The sequence below is a fragment of the Xenorhabdus sp. TH1 genome (assembly GCF_037260955.1).
In the GTDB taxonomy this organism is placed as follows: Bacteria; Pseudomonadota; Gammaproteobacteria; order Enterobacterales; family Enterobacteriaceae; genus Xenorhabdus; species Xenorhabdus griffiniae.
Map to the genome: position 1 here is coordinate 40,001 of NZ_CP147734.1, position 18,441 is coordinate 58,441.

Annotated in this window: 16 protein-coding genes and 2 rRNA genes (1 of these 18 running past the window's edge); 4 read left to right on the forward strand and 14 right to left on the reverse strand. The window is 44.5% G+C overall.

Annotated features, from left to right (window positions below; genetic code table 11):
• Positions 1–2,511: ribosomal RNA gene (locus WDV74_RS00170) — 23S ribosomal RNA — on the forward strand; it begins 401 nt to the left of the window's first position.
• A gap of 89 nt (positions 2,512–2,600) precedes the next feature.
• Positions 2,601–2,716: ribosomal RNA gene (gene rrf, locus WDV74_RS00175) — 5S ribosomal RNA — on the forward strand.
• Positions 2,717–2,794: 78 nt separating this feature from the next.
• On the opposite strand, the gene actP is transcribed toward rrf, so the two are convergent.
• The 3 genes from actP to acs all read right to left on the reverse strand — a co-directional run bounded on the left by actP (position 2,795) and on the right by acs (position 6,812).
• On the reverse strand, positions 2,795–4,444 hold the full coding sequence (gene actP, locus WDV74_RS00180) for a cation/acetate symporter ActP (RefSeq protein ID WP_338883936.1): 1,650 nt from the start codon (positions 4,442–4,444) through the stop codon (positions 2,795–2,797).
• Complete coding sequence (locus WDV74_RS00185) at positions 4,441–4,752, reverse strand: DUF485 domain-containing protein (protein WP_189760227.1); 312 nt, start codon at positions 4,750–4,752, stop codon at positions 4,441–4,443. The genes actP and WDV74_RS00185 overlap by 4 nt, the downstream gene beginning before the upstream one ends.
• 104 nt (positions 4,753–4,856) lie before the next feature.
• Entirely contained in the window at positions 4,857–6,812 is a 1,956-nt protein-coding gene (gene acs, locus WDV74_RS00190; protein WP_338883937.1) for an acetate--CoA ligase, read from the reverse strand.
• Between the two features lie 377 nt (positions 6,813–7,189).
• Between acs and sodA the strand changes: the two genes are divergently transcribed.
• Together sodA and yiiM are read left to right on the forward strand one after the other, a co-directional pair.
• Positions 7,190–7,816 carry a superoxide dismutase [Mn] gene (gene sodA, locus WDV74_RS00195; RefSeq protein ID WP_338883938.1) on the forward strand — a complete coding sequence of 209 codons (627 nt, stop codon included), beginning with the start codon at positions 7,190–7,192 and terminating at the stop codon, positions 7,814–7,816.
• A 130-nt stretch (positions 7,817–7,946) separates the two neighbouring features.
• Positions 7,947–8,618 (forward strand): 6-hydroxyaminopurine reductase, encoded by a 672-nt coding sequence (gene yiiM / locus WDV74_RS00200; RefSeq protein WP_193852214.1) that lies wholly within the window; start codon positions 7,947–7,949, stop codon positions 8,616–8,618.
• Between the two features lie 61 nt (positions 8,619–8,679).
• Here the strand turns inward: yiiM and trpS are convergent, their stop codons facing one another.
• From trpS to pilM, 11 genes are all read right to left on the reverse strand, one after another.
• On the reverse strand, positions 8,680–9,714 hold the full coding sequence (trpS, locus tag WDV74_RS00205) for a tryptophan--tRNA ligase (RefSeq protein WP_338883940.1): 1,035 nt from the start codon (positions 9,712–9,714) through the stop codon (positions 8,680–8,682).
• Positions 9,715–9,718: 4 nt separating this feature from the next.
• Complete coding sequence (locus tag WDV74_RS00210; RefSeq protein ID WP_338883942.1) at positions 9,719–10,441, reverse strand: phosphoglycolate phosphatase; 723 nt, start codon at positions 10,439–10,441, stop codon at positions 9,719–9,721.
• Positions 10,441–11,115 (reverse strand): ribulose-phosphate 3-epimerase, encoded by a 675-nt coding sequence (rpe, locus tag WDV74_RS00215; protein WP_338883943.1) that lies wholly within the window; start codon positions 11,113–11,115, stop codon positions 10,441–10,443. Before rpe ends, WDV74_RS00210 begins: the two co-directional genes overlap by 1 nt.
• Positions 11,116–11,174: 59 nt before the next feature.
• Complete coding sequence (gene dam, locus WDV74_RS00220) at positions 11,175–11,993, reverse strand: adenine-specific DNA-methyltransferase (RefSeq protein ID WP_338883945.1); 819 nt, start codon at positions 11,991–11,993, stop codon at positions 11,175–11,177.
• Between the two features lie 85 nt (positions 11,994–12,078).
• Positions 12,079–13,002: an SPOR domain-containing protein gene (locus WDV74_RS00225; protein ID WP_338883946.1), complete on the reverse strand. Its 924-nt coding sequence runs from the start codon at positions 13,000–13,002 to the stop codon at positions 12,079–12,081.
• Between the two features lie 256 nt (positions 13,003–13,258).
• On the reverse strand, positions 13,259–14,356 hold the full coding sequence (gene aroB / locus WDV74_RS00230) for a 3-dehydroquinate synthase (protein ID WP_338883947.1): 1,098 nt from the start codon (positions 14,354–14,356) through the stop codon (positions 13,259–13,261).
• A gap of 45 nt (positions 14,357–14,401) precedes the next feature.
• A complete protein-coding gene (gene aroK / locus WDV74_RS00235) occupies positions 14,402–14,923 on the reverse strand; it encodes a shikimate kinase AroK (RefSeq protein WP_038237472.1) in 522 nt (173 codons plus the stop codon).
• 443 nt (positions 14,924–15,366) lie between these two features.
• Positions 15,367–16,452 carry a secretin N-terminal domain-containing protein gene (locus WDV74_RS00240; RefSeq protein WP_338883948.1) on the reverse strand — a complete coding sequence of 362 codons (1,086 nt, stop codon included), beginning with the start codon at positions 16,450–16,452 and terminating at the stop codon, positions 15,367–15,369.
• Positions 16,449–16,988, reverse strand: coding sequence for a hypothetical protein (locus WDV74_RS00245; RefSeq protein WP_338883949.1), 540 nt, complete (start codon positions 16,986–16,988; stop codon positions 16,449–16,451). The genes WDV74_RS00240 and WDV74_RS00245 overlap by 4 nt, the downstream gene beginning before the upstream one ends.
• Complete coding sequence (locus tag WDV74_RS00250; protein ID WP_338885496.1) at positions 16,978–17,526, reverse strand: PilN domain-containing protein; 549 nt, start codon at positions 17,524–17,526, stop codon at positions 16,978–16,980. The genes WDV74_RS00245 and WDV74_RS00250 overlap by 11 nt, the downstream gene beginning before the upstream one ends.
• Positions 17,526–18,374: a pilus assembly protein PilM gene (gene pilM / locus WDV74_RS00255; RefSeq protein WP_338883950.1), complete on the reverse strand. Its 849-nt coding sequence runs from the start codon at positions 18,372–18,374 to the stop codon at positions 17,526–17,528. The genes WDV74_RS00250 and pilM overlap by 1 nt, the downstream gene beginning before the upstream one ends.
• Between the last annotated feature and the right edge of the window lie 67 nt (positions 18,375–18,441).

Here is an 18,441-nt window from a genome sequence, read left to right on the forward strand (position 1 = left end):
AATATGGGGGGACCATCCTCCAAGGCTAAATACTCCTGACTGACCGATAGTGAACCAGTACCGTGAGGGAAAGGCGAAAAGAACCCCGGCGAGGGGAGTGAAAAAGAACCTGAAACCGTGTACGTACAAGCAGTGGGAGCCTTGATTTATCAGGGTGACTGCGTACCTTTTGTATAATGGGTCAGCGACTTATATTCTGTAGCAAGGTTAACCGCATAGGGGAGCCGCAGGGAAACCGAGTCTTAACGGGGCGTTAAGTTGCAGGGTATAGACCCGAAACCCGGTGATCTAGCCATGGGCAGGTTGAAGGTTGGGTAACACTAACTGGAGGACCGAACCGACTAATGTTGAAAAATTAGCGGATGACTTGTGGCTGGGGGTGAAAGGCCAATCAAACCGGGAGATAGCTGGTTCTCCCCGAAAGCTATTTAGGTAGCGCCTCGTGAATTCATCTTCGGGGGTAGAGCACTGTTTCGGCTAGGGGGTCATCCCGACTTACCAACCCGATGCAAACTGCGAATACCGAAGAATGTTATCACGGGAGACACACGGCGGGTGCTAACGTCCGTCGTGAAGAGGGAAACAACCCAGACCGCCAGCTAAGGTCCCCAAGTCATGGTTAAGTGGGAAACGAAGTGGGAAGGCTCAGACAGCCAGGATGTTGGCTTAGAAGCAGCCATCATTTAAAGAAAGCGTAATAGCTCACTGGTCGAGTCGGCCTGCGCGGAAGATGTAACGGGGCTAAACCATGCACCGAAGCTGCGGCAGCGACATGTAAGTGTCGTTGGGTAGGGGAGCGTTCTGTAAGCCGTTGAAGGTCCACTGTGAGGTGGGCTGGAGGTATCAGAAGTGCGAATGCTGACATAAGTAACGATAAAGCGGGTGAAAAACCCGCTCGCCGGAAGACCAAGGGTTCCTGTCCAACGTTAATCGGGGCAGGGTGAGTCGACCCCTAAGGCGAGGCTGAAAAGCGTAGTCGATGGGAAACAGGTTAATATTCCTGTACGGGCCCGAATTGCGATGGGGGGACGGAGAAGGCTAGGCAAGCCGGGCGACGGTCGTCCCGGTTTAAGTGTGTAGGTGGGCTAACTTGGCAAATCCGGTTAGCCACAACACTGAGGCACGATGACGAGGCACCACGGTGCTGAAGTTGCTGATGCCCCGCTTCCAGGAAAAGCCCCTAAGCTCCAGATTCGGGTCCATCGTACCCCAAACCGACACAGGTGGTCAGGTAGAGAATACTCAGGCGCTTGAGAGAACTCGGGTGAAGGAACTAGGCAAAATGGTGCCGTAACTTCGGGAGAAGGCACGCTGGCGTTAGGTGAAGGAACCTGCTTCCGGAGCCGAGGCCAGTCGCAGATACCAGCTGGCTGCAACTGTTTAATAAAAACACAGCACTGTGCAAACACGAAAGTGGACGTATACGGTGTGACGCCTGCCCGGTGCTGGAAGGTTAATTGATGGGGTTATCGCCTCGGCGAGAAGCTCTTGATCGAAGCCCCAGTAAACGGCGGCCGTAACTATAACGGTCCTAAGGTAGCGAAATTCCTTGTCGGGTAAGTTCCGACCTGCACGAATGGCGTAATGATGGCCAGGCTGTCTCCACCCGAGACTCAGTGAAATTGAACTCGCTGTGAAGATGCAGTGTACCCGCGGCAAGACGGAAAGACCCCGTGAACCTTTACTATAGCTTGACACTGAACATGGAGCCTTGATGTGTAGGATAGGTGGGAGGCTTGGAAGTGTGGACGCCAGTCTGCATGGAGCCATCCTTGAAATACCACCCTTGAATGTTTGATGTTCTAACGCCGGCCCGTTATCCGGGTTGCGGACAGTGTCTGGTGGGTAGTTTGACTGGGGCGGTCTCCTCCCAAAGTGTAACGGAGGAGCACGAAGGTTAGCTAATCACGGTCGGACATCGTGAGGTTAGTGCAAAGGCATAAGCTAGCTTGACTGCGAGAGTGACGGCTCGAGCAGGTACGAAAGTAGGTCTTAGTGATCCGGTGGTTCTGCATGGAAGGGCCATCGCTCAACGGATAAAAGGTACTCCGGGGATAACAGGCTGATACCGCCCAAGAGTTCATATCGACGGCGGTGTTTGGCACCTCGATGTCGGCTCATCACATCCTGGGGCTGAAGTAGGTCCCAAGGGTATGGCTGTTCGCCATTTAAAGTGGTACGCGAGCTGGGTTTAGAACGTCGTGAGACAGTTCGGTCCCTATCTGCCGTGGGCGTTGGAAGATTGCAAGGGGCTGCTCCTAGTACGAGAGGACCGGAGTGGACGCACCACTGGTGTTCGGGTTGTCATGCCAATGGCACTGCCCGGTAGCTAAGTGCGGAAGAGATAACCGCTGAAAGCATCTAAGCGGGAAACTTGCCTTAAGATGAGTCTTCCCTTACCCCTAGAGGGTACTGAAGGAACGTTCGAGACGAGGACGTGGATAGGCCGGGTGTGTAAGCGTTGCGAGACGTTGAGCTAACCGGTACTAATGAACCGTGCGGCTTAACCTGACAACACCGAAGGGGTTTTCGGGAGTGGAAAGAGAGAGACGGGTTTCAGCGTAGAAAAGCAGCTTGTTCGGGATTGAAAACAGGATTTGTCTGGCGGCAATAGCGCGGTGGTCCCACCTGACCCCATGCCGAACTCAGCAGTGAAACGCCGTAGCGCCGATGGTAGTGTGGGGTCTCCCCATGTGAGAGTAGGGCACTGCCAGACATTCAATTAGCCAGAGAAGCCATCCGTCACCGGATGGCTTTTTTGCGTTTGGGAAAAAGCAAAACAATTAACTATAAGTTAATGCACTTTCCCCTGTTCGATACCAATACCTGTTTGCGAGCGGATAAACTGATTGCGAAACATTTTCCTTTCCTGCATTCCTTGTGCCGAAATATCGGTAATTGAGAATAACCAAGCTCCGATAAATGCGATAAACATGGAAAACAGAGCTGGATATTCATAAGGATAAATAGGTTTTTCATGACCAAGAATACTAACCCAAATCGTAGGGCCTAGGATCATTAATACAACCGCTGTTAGTAACCCCAACCATCCACCAACTAACGCTCCACGTGTAGTCAGCTTGCTCCAATACATTGACAATAAAATAATGGGAAAATTACAACTTGCAGCAATGGAGAAAGCCAAACCGACCATAAAGGCAATGTTTTGTTTTTCGAATAAAATACCCAAGCCAATAGCAACCAATCCGAGAATAACGACAGTAATTTTTGAGACTTTTAGCTCATCTCGTTCATTAGCTTGCCCTCGTTTAATCACATTGGCATAGAGATCATGGGATACTGCGGAAGCGCCTGCTAATGTTAACCCGGCTACTACAGCTAAAATAGTGGCAAAAGCAACGGCAGAGATAAAACCAAGGAAAAAATCACCGCCAACGGCGTTTGCCAGATGGACAGCGGCCATATTTGTACCACCAATTAATGCACCGGTTGTGTCTTTGAATGCAGGGTTGGCACTGACCAATAAAATTGCACCAAATCCGATAATAAACGTCAGGATATAAAAATAGCCGATAAAGCCCGTTGCATAGAAAACACTTTTACGCGCTTCTTTAGCATCACTGACGGTAAAAAACCGCATGACAATATGAGGCAACCCTGCAGTCCCGAACATTAATGCCAATCCTAAAGAGAGTGCAGAGATAGGATCAGATACTAATCCTCCGGGACTCATGATGGCAGATCCAAGGGAGTGTACTGCAATAGCTTCTTTAAACAGGGTATGAAAATTGAAATTAACTGCTTTCATGACCATCACAGCCATGAATGTTGCTCCTGCCAGTAACAAAACGGCTTTAATAATCTGGACCCATGTTGTCGCCAGCATTCCGCCAAATAAGACATAAAGCACCATCAAAATACCGACTAAGACAACAGCGACATAATAATTTAATCCGAATAGTAACTCGATCAGTTTTCCAGCTCCGACCATCTGAGCTATTAGATATAACGCAACAACAACTAACGAACCCATTGCGGATAAGGTACGGATGGGGCGCTGTTTCAGCCGATAAGAAGCGACATCAGCAAAGGTGTACCGCCCCAAATTTCTTAATCTTTCAGCAATCAGGAATAGAATAATTGGCCAGCCAACCAGAAAGCCAATGGAATAGATCAGCCCATCATAGCCAGAGGTATAAACTAACGCTGAAATACCCAGAAACGAGGCGGCAGACATATAGTCACCTGCAATCGCCATACCATTTTGGAATCCAGTAATACGACCGCCAGCGGTATAATAATCTGAACGTGAAATAGTCCGCTTTGAAGCCCAGTAAGTAATACCCAGTGTTAACCCGACGAATAACAGGAACATGATGATTGCCTGAATATTCAAAGGTTGTTTTTCTACATTACCTGAAATGGCACTTGCTTGAGCTAGGATAGGGAAGAGGGAGGAAAATAATAATACGCTTTTTTTCATTTTCTCACCTCGTTGAGAATGGTTGACGTTAGACGATCAAATTCACCATTCGCCCTGATTACATAAATTCCAGTCAGTATGAAAGATATGAAGATGATGCCAATTCCTACAGGAATTCCCCGCGTCACACTGGTATTTTCATGAAGTTGTGTTCCAAGCCATTCAGGCGCAAAAGCAATAAGGAAAATAAAACCAACATAAAGCACTAACATAATGATGGATAACAGCCAGGCAAAACGCCCTCGCTTCTTAACTAGCTCCTTAAAGCGAGAGTTATTTTCAATCTCTTGATAAATGTCGTCACTCATTGGAGTATCTCCTGTTGATTTTAAACGCCACACCTTAAGCCCAGATACAGCTCCGTACTTTTGGTGATACGTTATTTAGGCCGCCTTACGGCGGCGCATATGTTTTACGACATATTGATGGATTGTTTTTCTTCCAGCAGTTTTTCAACAACACCCGGATCGGCCAGCGTGGAGGTATCTCCTAAATTGCTGGTATCACCAGAAGCAATTTTGCGCAAAATACGCCGCATAATCTTTCCAGAACGCGTTTTGGGCAGAGAGTCTGTCCAATGAAGGATATCAGGTGTTGCAATTGGGCCGATTTCTTTACGAACCCAATCTCTGACTGCGGTATACAGCTCAGAAGAAGGCTCTTCACCATGAACTAGCGTGACATAGGCGTAAATAGCTTGTCCTTTGATATGATGCGGGATACCAACAACGGCAGCTTCAGCAATTTTGGGGTATGCAACTAAGGCTGATTCAATTTCTGCGGTTCCCAAACGATGGCCTGAAATATTCAGAACATCATCAACACGGCCAGTGATCCAGTAGTAGCCATCTTCATCACGTCGAGCACCATCGCCACTGAAATACATTCCCTTGAAAGTGGAAAAATAAGTCTGTTCAAAACGCTCATGATCGCCATACAACGTTCGTGCCTGTGCTGGCCAGGAATCCGTGATAACGAGATTGCCTTCACTCACGCCCTCTAAAATTTCACCGGAATTATCAACTAAGGCTGGACTAATACCAAAAAACGGCAGAGTGGCGGAGCCTGCTTTGAGATCGGTAGCGCCTGGTAACGGTGTGATCATGAATCCACCGGTTTCGGTTTGCCACCATGTATCTACGATAGGACATTTACTGTTACCTATTTTTTTGTAATACCATTCCCATGCTTCTGGATTAATAGGTTCGCCCACCGATCCCATAATGCGCAATGACGTACGTTTAGTACCTTCTATGGCTTTGTCACCTTCGGCCATCAATGCTCTGATAGCGGTTGGCGCAGTATAAAGAATATTCACTTCATGCTTATCAACCACCTGACAAAGACGGTTAACATTGGGATAGTTGGGGACACCTTCAAACATTAAAGTGGTGGCTCCACAAGACAGAGGCCCATATAGCAGGTAACTATGCCCTGTTACCCACCCTATGTCGGCGGTACACCAGTAAATCTCTCCTGGACGATAGTCAAACGTGTATTTAAACGTTAAAGATGCGTAGACTAAATAACCACCCGTTGTATGCAGGACGCCTTTAGGTTTACCTGTAGAGCCTGAAGTATAAAGAATGAATAATGGATCTTCGGCACCTATTTCTTCAGCGGGACACTCAGCACTCACACTTTCGGTCAGTTCGTGCCACCATAAGTCACGATTGTCATTCCAGTTTTTGGCATTTCCGGTACGCCTGAAAACAACCACGTGAGTCACACTAGTAACGTCAGAATGGTTGAGCGCCTCATCGACATTTTTTTTCAATGGGATTGTGCGGCCTGCTCGCAAACCTTCATCTGCGGTAACCACGAGCTTAGCGTTGCAATCGATAACTCGGCCAGCGATGGCATCAGGAGAGAAGCCACCAAAAATGACGGAATGGATCGCTCCGATACGGGCACAGGCCAACATTGCGACGGCGGCTTCTGGCACCATTGGCATATAGATAGCCACAACATCGCCTTTTTTGATCCCCAGTTTTTTCAATACATTAGCAAACTGGCAGACGTCATGATGTAATTCTCGATAGGTAACATGGCGAGATTCTGCGGGATTATCTCCTTCCCATATAATGGCAGTTTGATCACCACGTTCTTGCAAATGGCGATCAAGACAATTGGCACTTAAGTTCAGGGTGCCATCTTCAAACCAGCGGATGCTGATATGCCCAGGATCGAAAGAGGTATTTTTGACCTTGGTGTAGGGCCTAATCCAGTCAACTACGTTACCTTTTTCACCCCAGAAACCTTCTGGGTCTTGTAATGACCTTTGATAGTCATATAGGTACTGTTGCTTGCTTATCAGGGCCGTATCTGCAATATCAGCAGGAATAAGATGCTTGATTATTTGAGTCATATTTTTATCTCCTTGCAATTGTTAATACTATGTCAAAACAAGGTTAACTAAAGTGTAAGAAGAATTTTTGTTTCTTTTTTGCGCGGAAGATCACGCAATAAAGAGAATAAATTTTATGGAATGATCATTTAATGCTGTAGATTTAATCAATATTAAGTAATGAGTTTATTATTTTAATTGGATTTATATTCTGTTATTTAAGTTTATTATTGATATTTTTATCTATGAGGAGGTATGAAACGTGAATGTATAAAGGAAACCACAGCAATAACATGGAATTGATAATCATTTTCATTATTGTTCAATTCACTATAATCATGTTGTTCACAAGGTGTGAGCTTTATATATTCTAAATTCTAAACAACTGGAGATATGATATGAGCCATTCATTGCCTTCTCTACCTTACTCCTATGATGCGCTAGAGCCTCATTTCGATAAACAAACGATGGAAATTCACCATACTAAACACCATCAGACGTATGTCACTAACACGAATACGGCTCTGGAAGCCTTTCCAGAATTAAGCGAACTTCATATCGATGAACTCATTCAGCAGCTTGATAAAATTCCAGCTGATAAACGCACTTTTATTCGTAACAATGCCGGTGGTCACTCGAACCATAGCCTATTTTGGAAAGGTTTAAAATTAGGCACAGTATTGGATGGTGCTTTGAAAGCCGCGATTGAGCGTGATTTTGGCAGTATTGACAGCTTCAAAGAAAAATTTGAACAAGCGGCAGCAACTCGCTTTGGTTCTGGCTGGGCGTGGTTGGTACTGAAAGAAGATGGCAAACTTGTTGTTGTTTCAACAGGTAATCAGGATAGCCCACTAATGGGTGAAGAAATAGCGGGCGCTTCTGGTTACCCGATTGTGGGTCTGGATGTATGGGAGCACGCTTATTACCTGAAATATCAAAATCGCCGCCCTGATTACATCAAAGCATTTTGGCATGTAGTCAACTGGGATGAAGCAGCAAAACGTTACGAAGAAAAAACGAAATAATCCCACCTATTATTTTTTCATAAGAATGCGGGTCATTGCTGTGCCCCGCATTCTTATTGTCTGTAATCTTGGTTATTATGCCTGGATAATACGTGTACATCTCCATTAGCTCATTGAGAGGGAATAAAGAATGTATTATCCACAAATATATAGAGGCAAAATATCATCATCAGAAACATTGGGTTTCAGTGCGATCAATAAACTGGTGGTGAATGGTCGTTTACAGCTAACCTCTCTTGGGCTAGAAGGCGATGAACAAGCGGAAACTCGCTTTCATGGTGGCACTGATCGTGCGCTTTGCCATTATCCAGGTGAGCATTACCTATTTTGGAAAAGGCAATTTCCTGAATTGGCGGAATTATTTGCCTCTCCCTTGTTTGGTGAAAATATATCTACAGAAGGCATGACAGAAGATAATGTCTATATTGGTGATATTTTCCACTGGGGTGAAGCTCTGATTCAAGTAACTCAACCACGTTCTCCATGTTATAAACTCAATTTTATTACAAACATCAATGAGTTTGCTGCGATGATGCAAAATAATGGGCGATGTGGTTGGTTATATCGAGTTATCTCTCCTGGTTTGGTCAGTGCTGGTGAACCGATAAAACTGTTAAGCCGTAATAGCGATGTTTCTGTTAAGGAAGCTATTTCCATTGCTTTTCATAACCCATTTGATGAAGAGCTGTATCGTCGTTTAATGGGGGCGGCTGGGCTGTCTGCCAGTTGGAATCTGACGATGCAAAAGCGCATATTGCATGGAAAAATTGAGGATTTTAATCGTCGTTTATTGGGTAATTAACGGAATTTATATGCCAAAGGGGGAAAATGGATACCCTTTGGCATTGATATAGAATCGGCTGTTACGGATGAGCGATCAAGCCTACCGCTTCATAGACTTTATCCAAGGTTGCCTGGGCGCGAGCCTGAGCCTTGGCCGCACCTTCTGCCATAATTTGGTTAAGTAAAGTTTCATCATTACGGAAATGATGGAAACGTTCCTGTAAGCCTGTCAGCATTTCACTTACTGCATCTGCGACGGCTCCTTTCAGATGGCCGTACATTTTACCTTCAAACTCGGCTTCTAATTCAGGAATAGTTTTACCTGTTACACCAGCGAGGATATCCAGTAAGTTGGAAACGCCGGGTTTGTTTTCCTGATCATAACGCACGCAAGGTGGCTCGTCAGAATCGGTGACCGCGCGTTTAATTTTCTTGGCTACGGATTTAGGGTCTTCCAGCAGGGCGATGACGTTATTGCGATTATCATCCGATTTCGACATTTTCTTGCTTGGATCTTGCAATGACATCACGCGAGCACCACCAGTAGGAATGAATGGCTCTGGAACAGTGAAAATATCGCCATATAAAGCGTTAAACCGCAGCGCCAAATCACGGGTTAATTCAAGGTGTTGCTTTTGGTCAATACCCACAGGGATTTGATTAGCCTGATAAAGCAAAATATCAGCAGCCATTAGAACCGGATAATCAAACAGGCCAGCATTGATATTTTCTGCATGGCGGGCTGATTTATCCTTGAACTGAGTCATGCGGCTTAGTTCACCGAAATAAGCGTAGCAATTTAGCACCCAGCTTAACTGGGAATGTTGTGGCACATGTGACTGAACGAAGATGGTACTTTTCTTTGGATCAATACCACAGGCAAGGTAAAGCGCCAGCGTATCCAGCGTGCGTTTTTTCAGTTCATTGGGATCTTGACGCACAGTAATGGCGTGCTGGTTAACGATGCAATAGATGCAATCGTATTCATCTTGCATTTTAACCCACTGACGTAACGCCCCCATATAGTTACCGATGGTCAATTCACCGGAGGGTTGTGCGCCGCTGAATACAATAGGTTTTTGGGAGTTTGGCTTCATTGCAGTGGGTTCATTCATTTTATTAAGCTTCCTGTATTTTCAGACTGGATAATGGGTTCAAAGTGGATAGTCCAATAGTTGGGAGTAAATCCGAAAAATGGTTCAATACATAATTTGGGTGGCTTGATGCTATCGACTCTCCGTAGTTATAGCCATAGGTTAAGCCTATACATGGGCAACCTGCCGCTTGCGCAGCCAAAATATCATTACGGGAATCGCCAACAAAAAGCAATTCTTCTTTATGCAAACCAAACATACCCATCGTTAGATAAAGTGGTGCGGGATGAGGTTTTTTCTCTTTAACATCGTCACCGCCGAGTACCAATGAAAAGTATTCACTGATACCTAATGATTCCAGCAATGGAGCAATAAAAGGGGTGGGTTTATTCGTAACAATCGCCATTGGCAAATGGTGTTTTGCCAATTCTGCCAATGTTTCTTTTACCTGGGGAAACAGTTGGCTGCCTGCGGTTACACTGATTTCATAAAATTTATCAAACAGCTTGCGCGTTTCGCGATGCGATTCGGCAGACAGTTCTGCTCCAGCCCACTTTAATGCACGCTCAACCATGACATCAGGACCATTGCCTATCCAGACAGCGACGTTTTCCTTGCCCGCAGCGGGTAAGCCTTTGGCCATCAGTGCCTGATCCAAAGCGTCAGCCAGACTGCCCGCACTGTCCACGAGTGTGCCATCCAAATCAAATGCAATGGCACGAATTCCTTTTACGACATCACTTTTCATTATGCTACCTTCGATAATTCGCGGCGCATCTCATCAATAACCGCTTTATAATCTGGCTGGCTGAAAATGGCAGAGCCGGCAACGAACATATCTGCGCCAGCTTGAGCTGCCGCAGCAATATTATTGGGTTTGATACCCCCATCAACTTCGAGACGGATATCATATCCGCTGTCATCAATGATTTTGCGTACCTGACGCAGTTTTTTCAGTGTTTCTGGAATGAAAGATTGACCACCGAAACCTGGGTTAACAGACATCAACAGAATCACATCCAACTTATCTAATACATAATCAAGATAGCTAAGCGGTGTTGCTGGATTGAAAACCAAGCCCGCTTTGCAGCCATGTTCCTTGATAAGTTGCAGAGTGCGATCGATGTGCTCACTCGCTTCAGGATGGAAAGTGATATAAGTTGCACCAGCCTGAGCAAAATCAGGAATAATGCGATCAACAGGTTTTACCATTAGATGGACATCAATTGGCGCAGTAATGCCATAGTCGCGCAATGCCTGGCAGACCATTGGGCCAATCGTCAAATTTGGCACATAATGGTTATCCATGACATCAAAGTGCACAACATCAGCACCTGCTGCCAAAACCTTAGCGGTATCTTCACCTAATCGGGCAAAATCTGCGGATAGAATGGATGGGGCAATCAGAAAATCTTTCTTCATTGTTATCTTCTCCAATTCATTGTTTTATCCCCTGTTATTTCAGGGGCTGGAAACCTCAATCACTCCTGGCAGTATAACGCCAAAAGTTCATCAACTTTACTGCGGGCAAGAATATTTCTGCTTATTGTCCGGCGGGCTTTAACAATGTAAAGGGAAGCCTGATGATACCATTCTCGTGTCATCGGTGTGTCATGGTTAGATATGAGTACCGGAATGCCTTTTTGAGACGAGATATGATAGGCAATATCCGCCAGATTTTCCTGATCGAGAAGGTTAAAACTATTCGTATGATAGGCGGTAAAATTAGCCGTAGCCGAAAGTGGGGCATACGGGGGATCACAATAAATCACCGAACCCTGTGAGGCATTGTTTAATGCTATTTCGTAATGCTGGCAGATGAACGTGGCTTTTTGGGATTTTTCCGCAAACCAGTAAAGCTCATTTTCAGGAAAATAAGGCTTTTTATAGCGACCAAAAGGTACGTTAAACTCACCTCGTGAATTATAGCGACAAAGCCCGTTATAGCAGTGGCGGTTCAGGTAAAGAAACAGCAAACTGCGGCGAAAGGGATCTTTGCTTTTGTTAAACTCTTCTCGCAGACGATAAAAGTTTTCGGCAGTGTTGAACTCCGATGAAAATAATGGACGGGCATGATTAATAAATTCATCTGCACGAGATTTTACGGCATTGTACAGATTGATCAGATCGATATTGATATCTGACAAAATGTAAGAATCATAATCGGTATTGAGAAATACCGAGCCTGCGCCAACAAATGGCTCAATCAAGCAATCGCCCTCTGGCAGATGACGTTTAATATCATCTACCAAGGGGTATTTTCCACCGGCCCATTTTAAGAAAGCGCGTTTTTTTTTCATGCCGTCAAATTAGTTATTCAATAATTTCAGAGCCGCAGATTGTACTCTGTTTAGGACAGCATATCAGCGCCTAATCAAAATAGTTTTATTTTTTCAGATCTTGCTGAACTTGTTGTAGTTTTCTGACCCAAGGCTTTTTAGCCTGAACTTCAGCAGGCAGTGCGGAAATGGCTCTTTTAGCATCAGAAACAGAACCATAATTACCGTGGATCAAGATAAACCATGTTTTTCCATCGCGTTTAGTTTCATAAACCTTGTAATTAACAAGGTTATTTTTTTTCGCGAAGGCGCTTAAGGTATCAGAACGGCTGGCACTACTCAATTGTAGTGTGAATCGATTTGCGGGTGCATTCAGCAGATTACCACCAGCATCGGCGACATGCTTTTTATTGGTCTGATATTGACTAGCTGCTTTGGAGTGATTGTCTTCCCTGGCCTTATTCTCTATTTTTGGTGGCGTAACCTTCTCTGGTTTGCTTGGTTCAACAGGTGAAGTCGTGGGTTTGGCCTGCGGTTGTGTCAGATTGTTTTGCACAGAATGATTAATGGTGCTTTGTTGTTGATTCAAAGCATCAGAAATATCACCGGGTAACTCTATACGTTGGTTGTAGCCACCCGTTTCAGTTTCGGGAGGAAGATCTTTGCTGGGTGTACTATTGATGGGGGGCGGACTGATTTCACGTGCACCATGATTTTCTGGTTCTGATGGATTTTCTTGCTCGCTGCCAGGGGTATTGGTAGAAAGTGAAGGAGAACCAGAAAGGTCAATACTCTTTTCCGCTGCATTTTGCTGTTTTTCATGCTCGGTGGGTGATTTCAATGCAGAGCTGATAGCAATAATCAGAAGTAAAAGTACCAAAATGCCAACACCGATCATTATTTGTTGGCGAGATATTGCGAGCTTAGGTTGATTGAATTGGCTTCTGGAGCGTTGAGGGCTGCGATCAGAAGTATCAGGCTTTAATTCACTTTCTGTTTTTTGTTTGTTTTCTGATTTTAATTCGTCCATATGCCCTCCTAACAGAGATAGTTCTGCCAATTGCTATTGAAGAGGTTTGGCAGTCTGACCTAACTAAAACCGATGATGCTTTATTTGATAATCTCGCTATTGTATAGCATAACAGCTAGAGAATAATTCATCATTCAGCTTTTATTATCAGCGCAAATTTTGCCATATCCAGAAATTCCCTTCATCTTCCAACTTAACTCTGGCAGTAAAATTCACTGCCAGAGTTAAGTTGGAATTAATTAGAGAGTCAGTGTAACTAGCGGGAGGATAGCTGAGATAGACGAATAGCATCCAATATAACTTCTTTCCCAATATCAGAACGAAGTTTTGCTTCCCCAATGGCTGTCGGTAATACCAGATGCAATTTCCCGGCAGAAACTTTTTTGTCACGCATCATATGAGGTAAGTAGGCATCAGGAGACATTGCTTCAGGGCCATTGACAGGTAATTTTGCGCGTTCCAGCAAGCGGATAATACGCTGGGTGTCCTGTTCTGAGAATGTGCCGACAAGTTCAGATGCCCTGGCCGCCATCACCATACCCGCAGCAACAGCATGACCATGCAGCCAGACGCCATAACCCATTTCAGCCTCAATCGCATGTCCAAAGGTATGGCCAAGGTTTAACAGAGCCCGCATTCCACTGCGTTCTTGTTCATCAGCTGCAACAACCAACGCTTTGAGTTCGCAGCAACGACGGATGCAATAAGCCATTGCCTGGTTGTCGAGGGCCAGTAATTTCTCAATATTCTCTTCAAGCCAGCCAAAGAATTCGCCATCCAGAATAATGCCATATTTAATGACTTCAGCCAGACCAGAATATAACTCTTGAGCCGGTAATGTTTTCAGGCCATTGAGATCGACAATAACCGAAGCGGGCTGGTAGAACGCGCCTATCATATTTTTACCGAGGGGGTGGTTGACTCCTGTTTTTCCACCGACGGAAGAGTCAACCTGAGAGAGCAGCGTGGTGGGTACTTGGATAAAACGGACACCGCGTTGATAACTAGCCGCGGCGAATCCCGTCATATCACCGATTACACCACCACCAAGGGCGATAAGGGTTGTGTCACGACCATGATTATTTTCCAGCAAGGCGGAAAAAATGTCATTGAGCACAAAAAGTGATTTGTGCTGTTCACCGTCAGGCAAGATAACTTCATTTACCCGAAGATCCATTCTCTGCAATGTGGATTTCACCTGTTCAAGATACAGGGGGGCAAGTGTTTCATTAGTCACTATCATGACCTGTTGACCCGCTTGCAAGGGTTTGAATGCCTCACTGTCAGAAAATAGCCCTTCGGCTATGGTAATTGGATAGCTTCTTTCACCTAACGTAACAGTCACTTGTTCCATATCAGCCTTCGCCTTATCATTTGCCGCCGTGCGGACTCGCTATAATCAGTTTTTTTCCAATAGTTCAATGATTTGGTTAGCAACGACTTTGGCGCTTTGCTCATCTGTGCGAATAGTCACATCAGCAATCTCCTCATAAAGAGGATTGCGCTCATCAGCCAAATTCTCTAAAACTTCTCGTGCTGGTGCATCAACTTGAAGTAAAGGGCGTTTTTTATCGCGCTGGGTACGAGCCAACTGTTTTTCAATGGTTGTTTCTAAGTAGACGACCACACCACGGGCAGACAGGCGATTGCGGGTTTCTTTTGATTTAACAGATCCCCCTCCAGTAGCCAATACGATGCCTTGTTTTTCAGTCAGTTCGTTAATTATTTTTTCTTCGCGATCGCGGAAGCCTTCCTCGCCTTCCACATCAAATACCCAGCCCACGTCAGCTCCGGTACGTCGCTCAATTTCTTGATCAGAGTCATAAAACTCCATATTGAGTTGCTGAGCTAACTGACGACCAATAGTGCTTTTGCCGGCACCCATAGGCCCAACCAGAAAGATATTGCGTTTCTCTGCCATGTTTTTGGTATTACTAAGACTGTTGTTAATGATAACCCGCCCCGCCAATAAGATTAGCCACGGGACCTAAACTGAAACCTCATGAGTGATAATGTGAGATCAGATAGGAAAATTATCTCAGCACATCAGCCTGTATTGCAACTATATAAATTTCGCACGAACTGAATCATCGGATTCATACTTTTGCGGGCCGATTGAGAGCCTATTGTCTCTACCTTCCATCTTACAACTTGCTGTTTTGCTGCAATTTGCAATCTATTGGGCATATAGGCTCTTGCTTGCGATGTTAGATCTGTTCACTCAATTAGTTAATCCTTGTATGCTAAATTACTCTCAGCGTCAAATCCATAAACAGGCCAGACCAAGAAAAACGGTAGGTGATTTGGCAGAAAAAACACAATTTCATTATTAATGTATTGATTTTTATGTAATATTTTTGTTGGTTAAATATCGGCCAATTGAGGCGTAATAAAAATTACGAGTTCCCTGCGGCTATGTTGCTCTCCTTTTTGGTTAAATAATTCCCCTAATAGAGGAAGATCTGACAGGTAAGGAACTTTTTGTAAACTTGCGGTTTTTTTCTGTTGAAAGATCCCTCCAAGAATCAAGGTCTCCCCATTTTTAATCGTAACTTGGGTTATTATTTCTTGTTTATCGATAGCCAGATTTTCATTTCCTCCTTGATTGATGGGAAAACCGGGGGCATTTTGGCTGATTTTTAGCGCGAGTCGGATTTTTCCCTGCTTTAAAATATGTGGAGTCACTTCCATACCTAATACTGCCTCTTTAAATTGGACGGTTGTTTTATTCTTGTTCTGAACGATATAAGGAATTTCAGAACCTTGCTTGATACTGGCTGTTTGTTGGTGTGAAGCTGTGAGTCGTGGGCTAGCAATGATATCGAGCTGGCTTTCCTGTTCTAGTGCGCTGAGTTCTAGTTCTAGCAAGTTTGCATGAATGCGGGCGGTATTTAGTACCAACCTATGGCGTTGGTTGCCAGCCGGTTGATGTAGATTTAAGCGATTTAGACCTATTGATTGATTGTGTGGATCGGCATTCACTCCCCAATGAATTCCCAATTCATGTAGTGCTTCCCTGCTGCTGGTAACAATATGGGCGGTAATTTGTACTTGTTGCTGCGGGGTATCGACTTCTTTTAGCCAGTTTTTGATACGAGTAATGGCATCAAATTTATCTTCCAAGATCAGGCTATTAGTTAAGGGGTCGTGTTCAACCTTTCCCCATTTTGTCAGTAATGCAGGATGATTTTGCTGTAATTGTTCTGCTACTTGCTCTGCATCGGCATATTGCAAAGTTATTACCTGATATTCGATCTCTTGTCCTTGCTCATTTTGCTCTGCTGGAGAAAAGTCAGTTGCATTCTCTATTATTGGAGGCTGGAATGGGTCTCTTAGCATTTCGAAATCTGGCTCTTCTCCGGTACGGTTTTTCGCAGCAGAATTTTCTGTAGCAAAACCGAATAGAGGTAATAATAGGCAGATTAGGAGGATCCAAGGATGGGAGTTCATGATTTCTCCTTATCTGAAAAAACCATGCGAACCATTAGGTTATCCTCATCAGGAGTAATTGTAATATGCTTAATTAGTAGCGGTGATTGCAATTTTTGCATTTCATTCAAGAAATGGAGGAATTGGCCGTAATTTAACGACAACATGATATGCAAGAAAACGTGTTCGTTTTCTTTGTGGATTTTCCATTCCATTAGCTGACTGCCGGAATGGGTTAGTGGTATATGCAGTTGTTTGAGTATGCTCGTATTATTTTTTGAGGATGAAAGATGGCTGCTTTGAGCAAGGTTTGTGGTCATATGTTGGATCTGTTGTTGCATTTCAGGCAAAGAGGGGAGTTCAGCAAGTTTTTGCTGAGATAGTACTGTATTGTGTTGCTGCTGCTTAATATTGCTCTGGAGGGTATGAATTTCATACCGATTTTTCTGCCAAACCAAAAAGTAGAATCCCAACAGCAGTGAGATGATGAGCAATTGTTGCAAGATAAGCTGTTGCCAGACAGGCCGATAAAACCATTCAAGATAATTATTTCTCATCGGACTCTCCCATCAACCAATTTGCATCAATGGTAAAAACCTTAAAATGATCTTCTGTCGTGGTCATTTTGCTTAGCTGCACATTGATAAGCGAAGTATCGTCAGTCAGGTTATCCAACAAATTAGAGATATCTGTATAGCTTTGACTGCGGGCGGTAAAAATTAATTGTCCACTGTCGTCACTAAATGCAGTCAGCCAACTGTCCTCTGGTAACAAATAAGGAAGTTGACGAAATAGTTGTAAATAGCGTTGATTCTGTTCCATGAATAGGCGTTTTTTCCGTAATTGTTGTGACAATTGTTGGTGCTGTTGCATAGCTTGGTCTGTTGTACTGATAGTTTGTTGTAATTGAGTCAATTGGTGAGTCATTTCCGTTAATTGTCCGCGATATTGTCTAAGCTGGTTTGTTTGTAGCATAGAAATAAACACCAATACTGCTGCCCACAACGTCAGTTGTAGGCAAAGTAGCGCTCCCCATGTTTGGCACTGACGTTTCAGCCTTTTCTGTCGCCAGGGTAAGAAATTGACTTGATGCATCACTGATCACTCGGCCTGAGCGCTAAACCTGCGGCAATAATGAACGCATTCGTTTTATCTGGCAGCGGGGGATGATAATGACGGAATGCCATTAAGAGTTGCCAGATATTGATTGATTTTGTTGACACTGATATCGCTTTTACTGATGTCGATTGTTCTTCATCGCTGTAATAAATTGCATAATCTTCGGTTTCTGGCGTCATGGGGAGCTGGTTGATGATCTGGGTCAGATGGGAATCCGGTTGTGAAGTTACCAGGCCATAACTGAAAGGTCGGTTAGCGGGAGCTACCCATAGCCAATCTGTCATACGTTTGTGAACCAACCAACTGTCGTCAGGCGCTCCCGCAAGTTTGGCGACATAACGCAATGCACAGGGTGCAATATCAATGGCATCAAGGGATAAATTGATCTCTGCGAACAGATTCAGCCAGAGGTTGAGATCTTTTTGACGAGTTGCACTGATGCAAATTTGCTGACCATGAACACGATAATCCAACGCCAGGTCACTGACAGGAAATTGTTTTTCAGCATTAGCGTGCACAAACCAGCCGAGTTCCGGCTCCTGCAACGCAGTAGAGTCAGGCAAGGCGATCTGTCGCTGTAAGGTTTGCTGAACAGGGAGGGCTAATCTTAGGCTAAGATTCTTAGGTAATATTTTTCGCCATTGCATTAAAATGCGGAGTAATTTTTCAGGATCTTGTAGCCGTCCTCCTGAAATAATCTCGCTGGATAAGTGATATTGCCAGCAATGCCGAAGTTGCCAACCGTCACGGCGTTTAATGGCGGCAAGAGCACGAATGTAATGATCTTGGACATCCAATCCGATATACCATTTAGGTGGATACATATCGAGATCTCCTTATCTACTATCAACGAAAACATCAAGTTAATGAAAACCTAATGAAACATGAAAG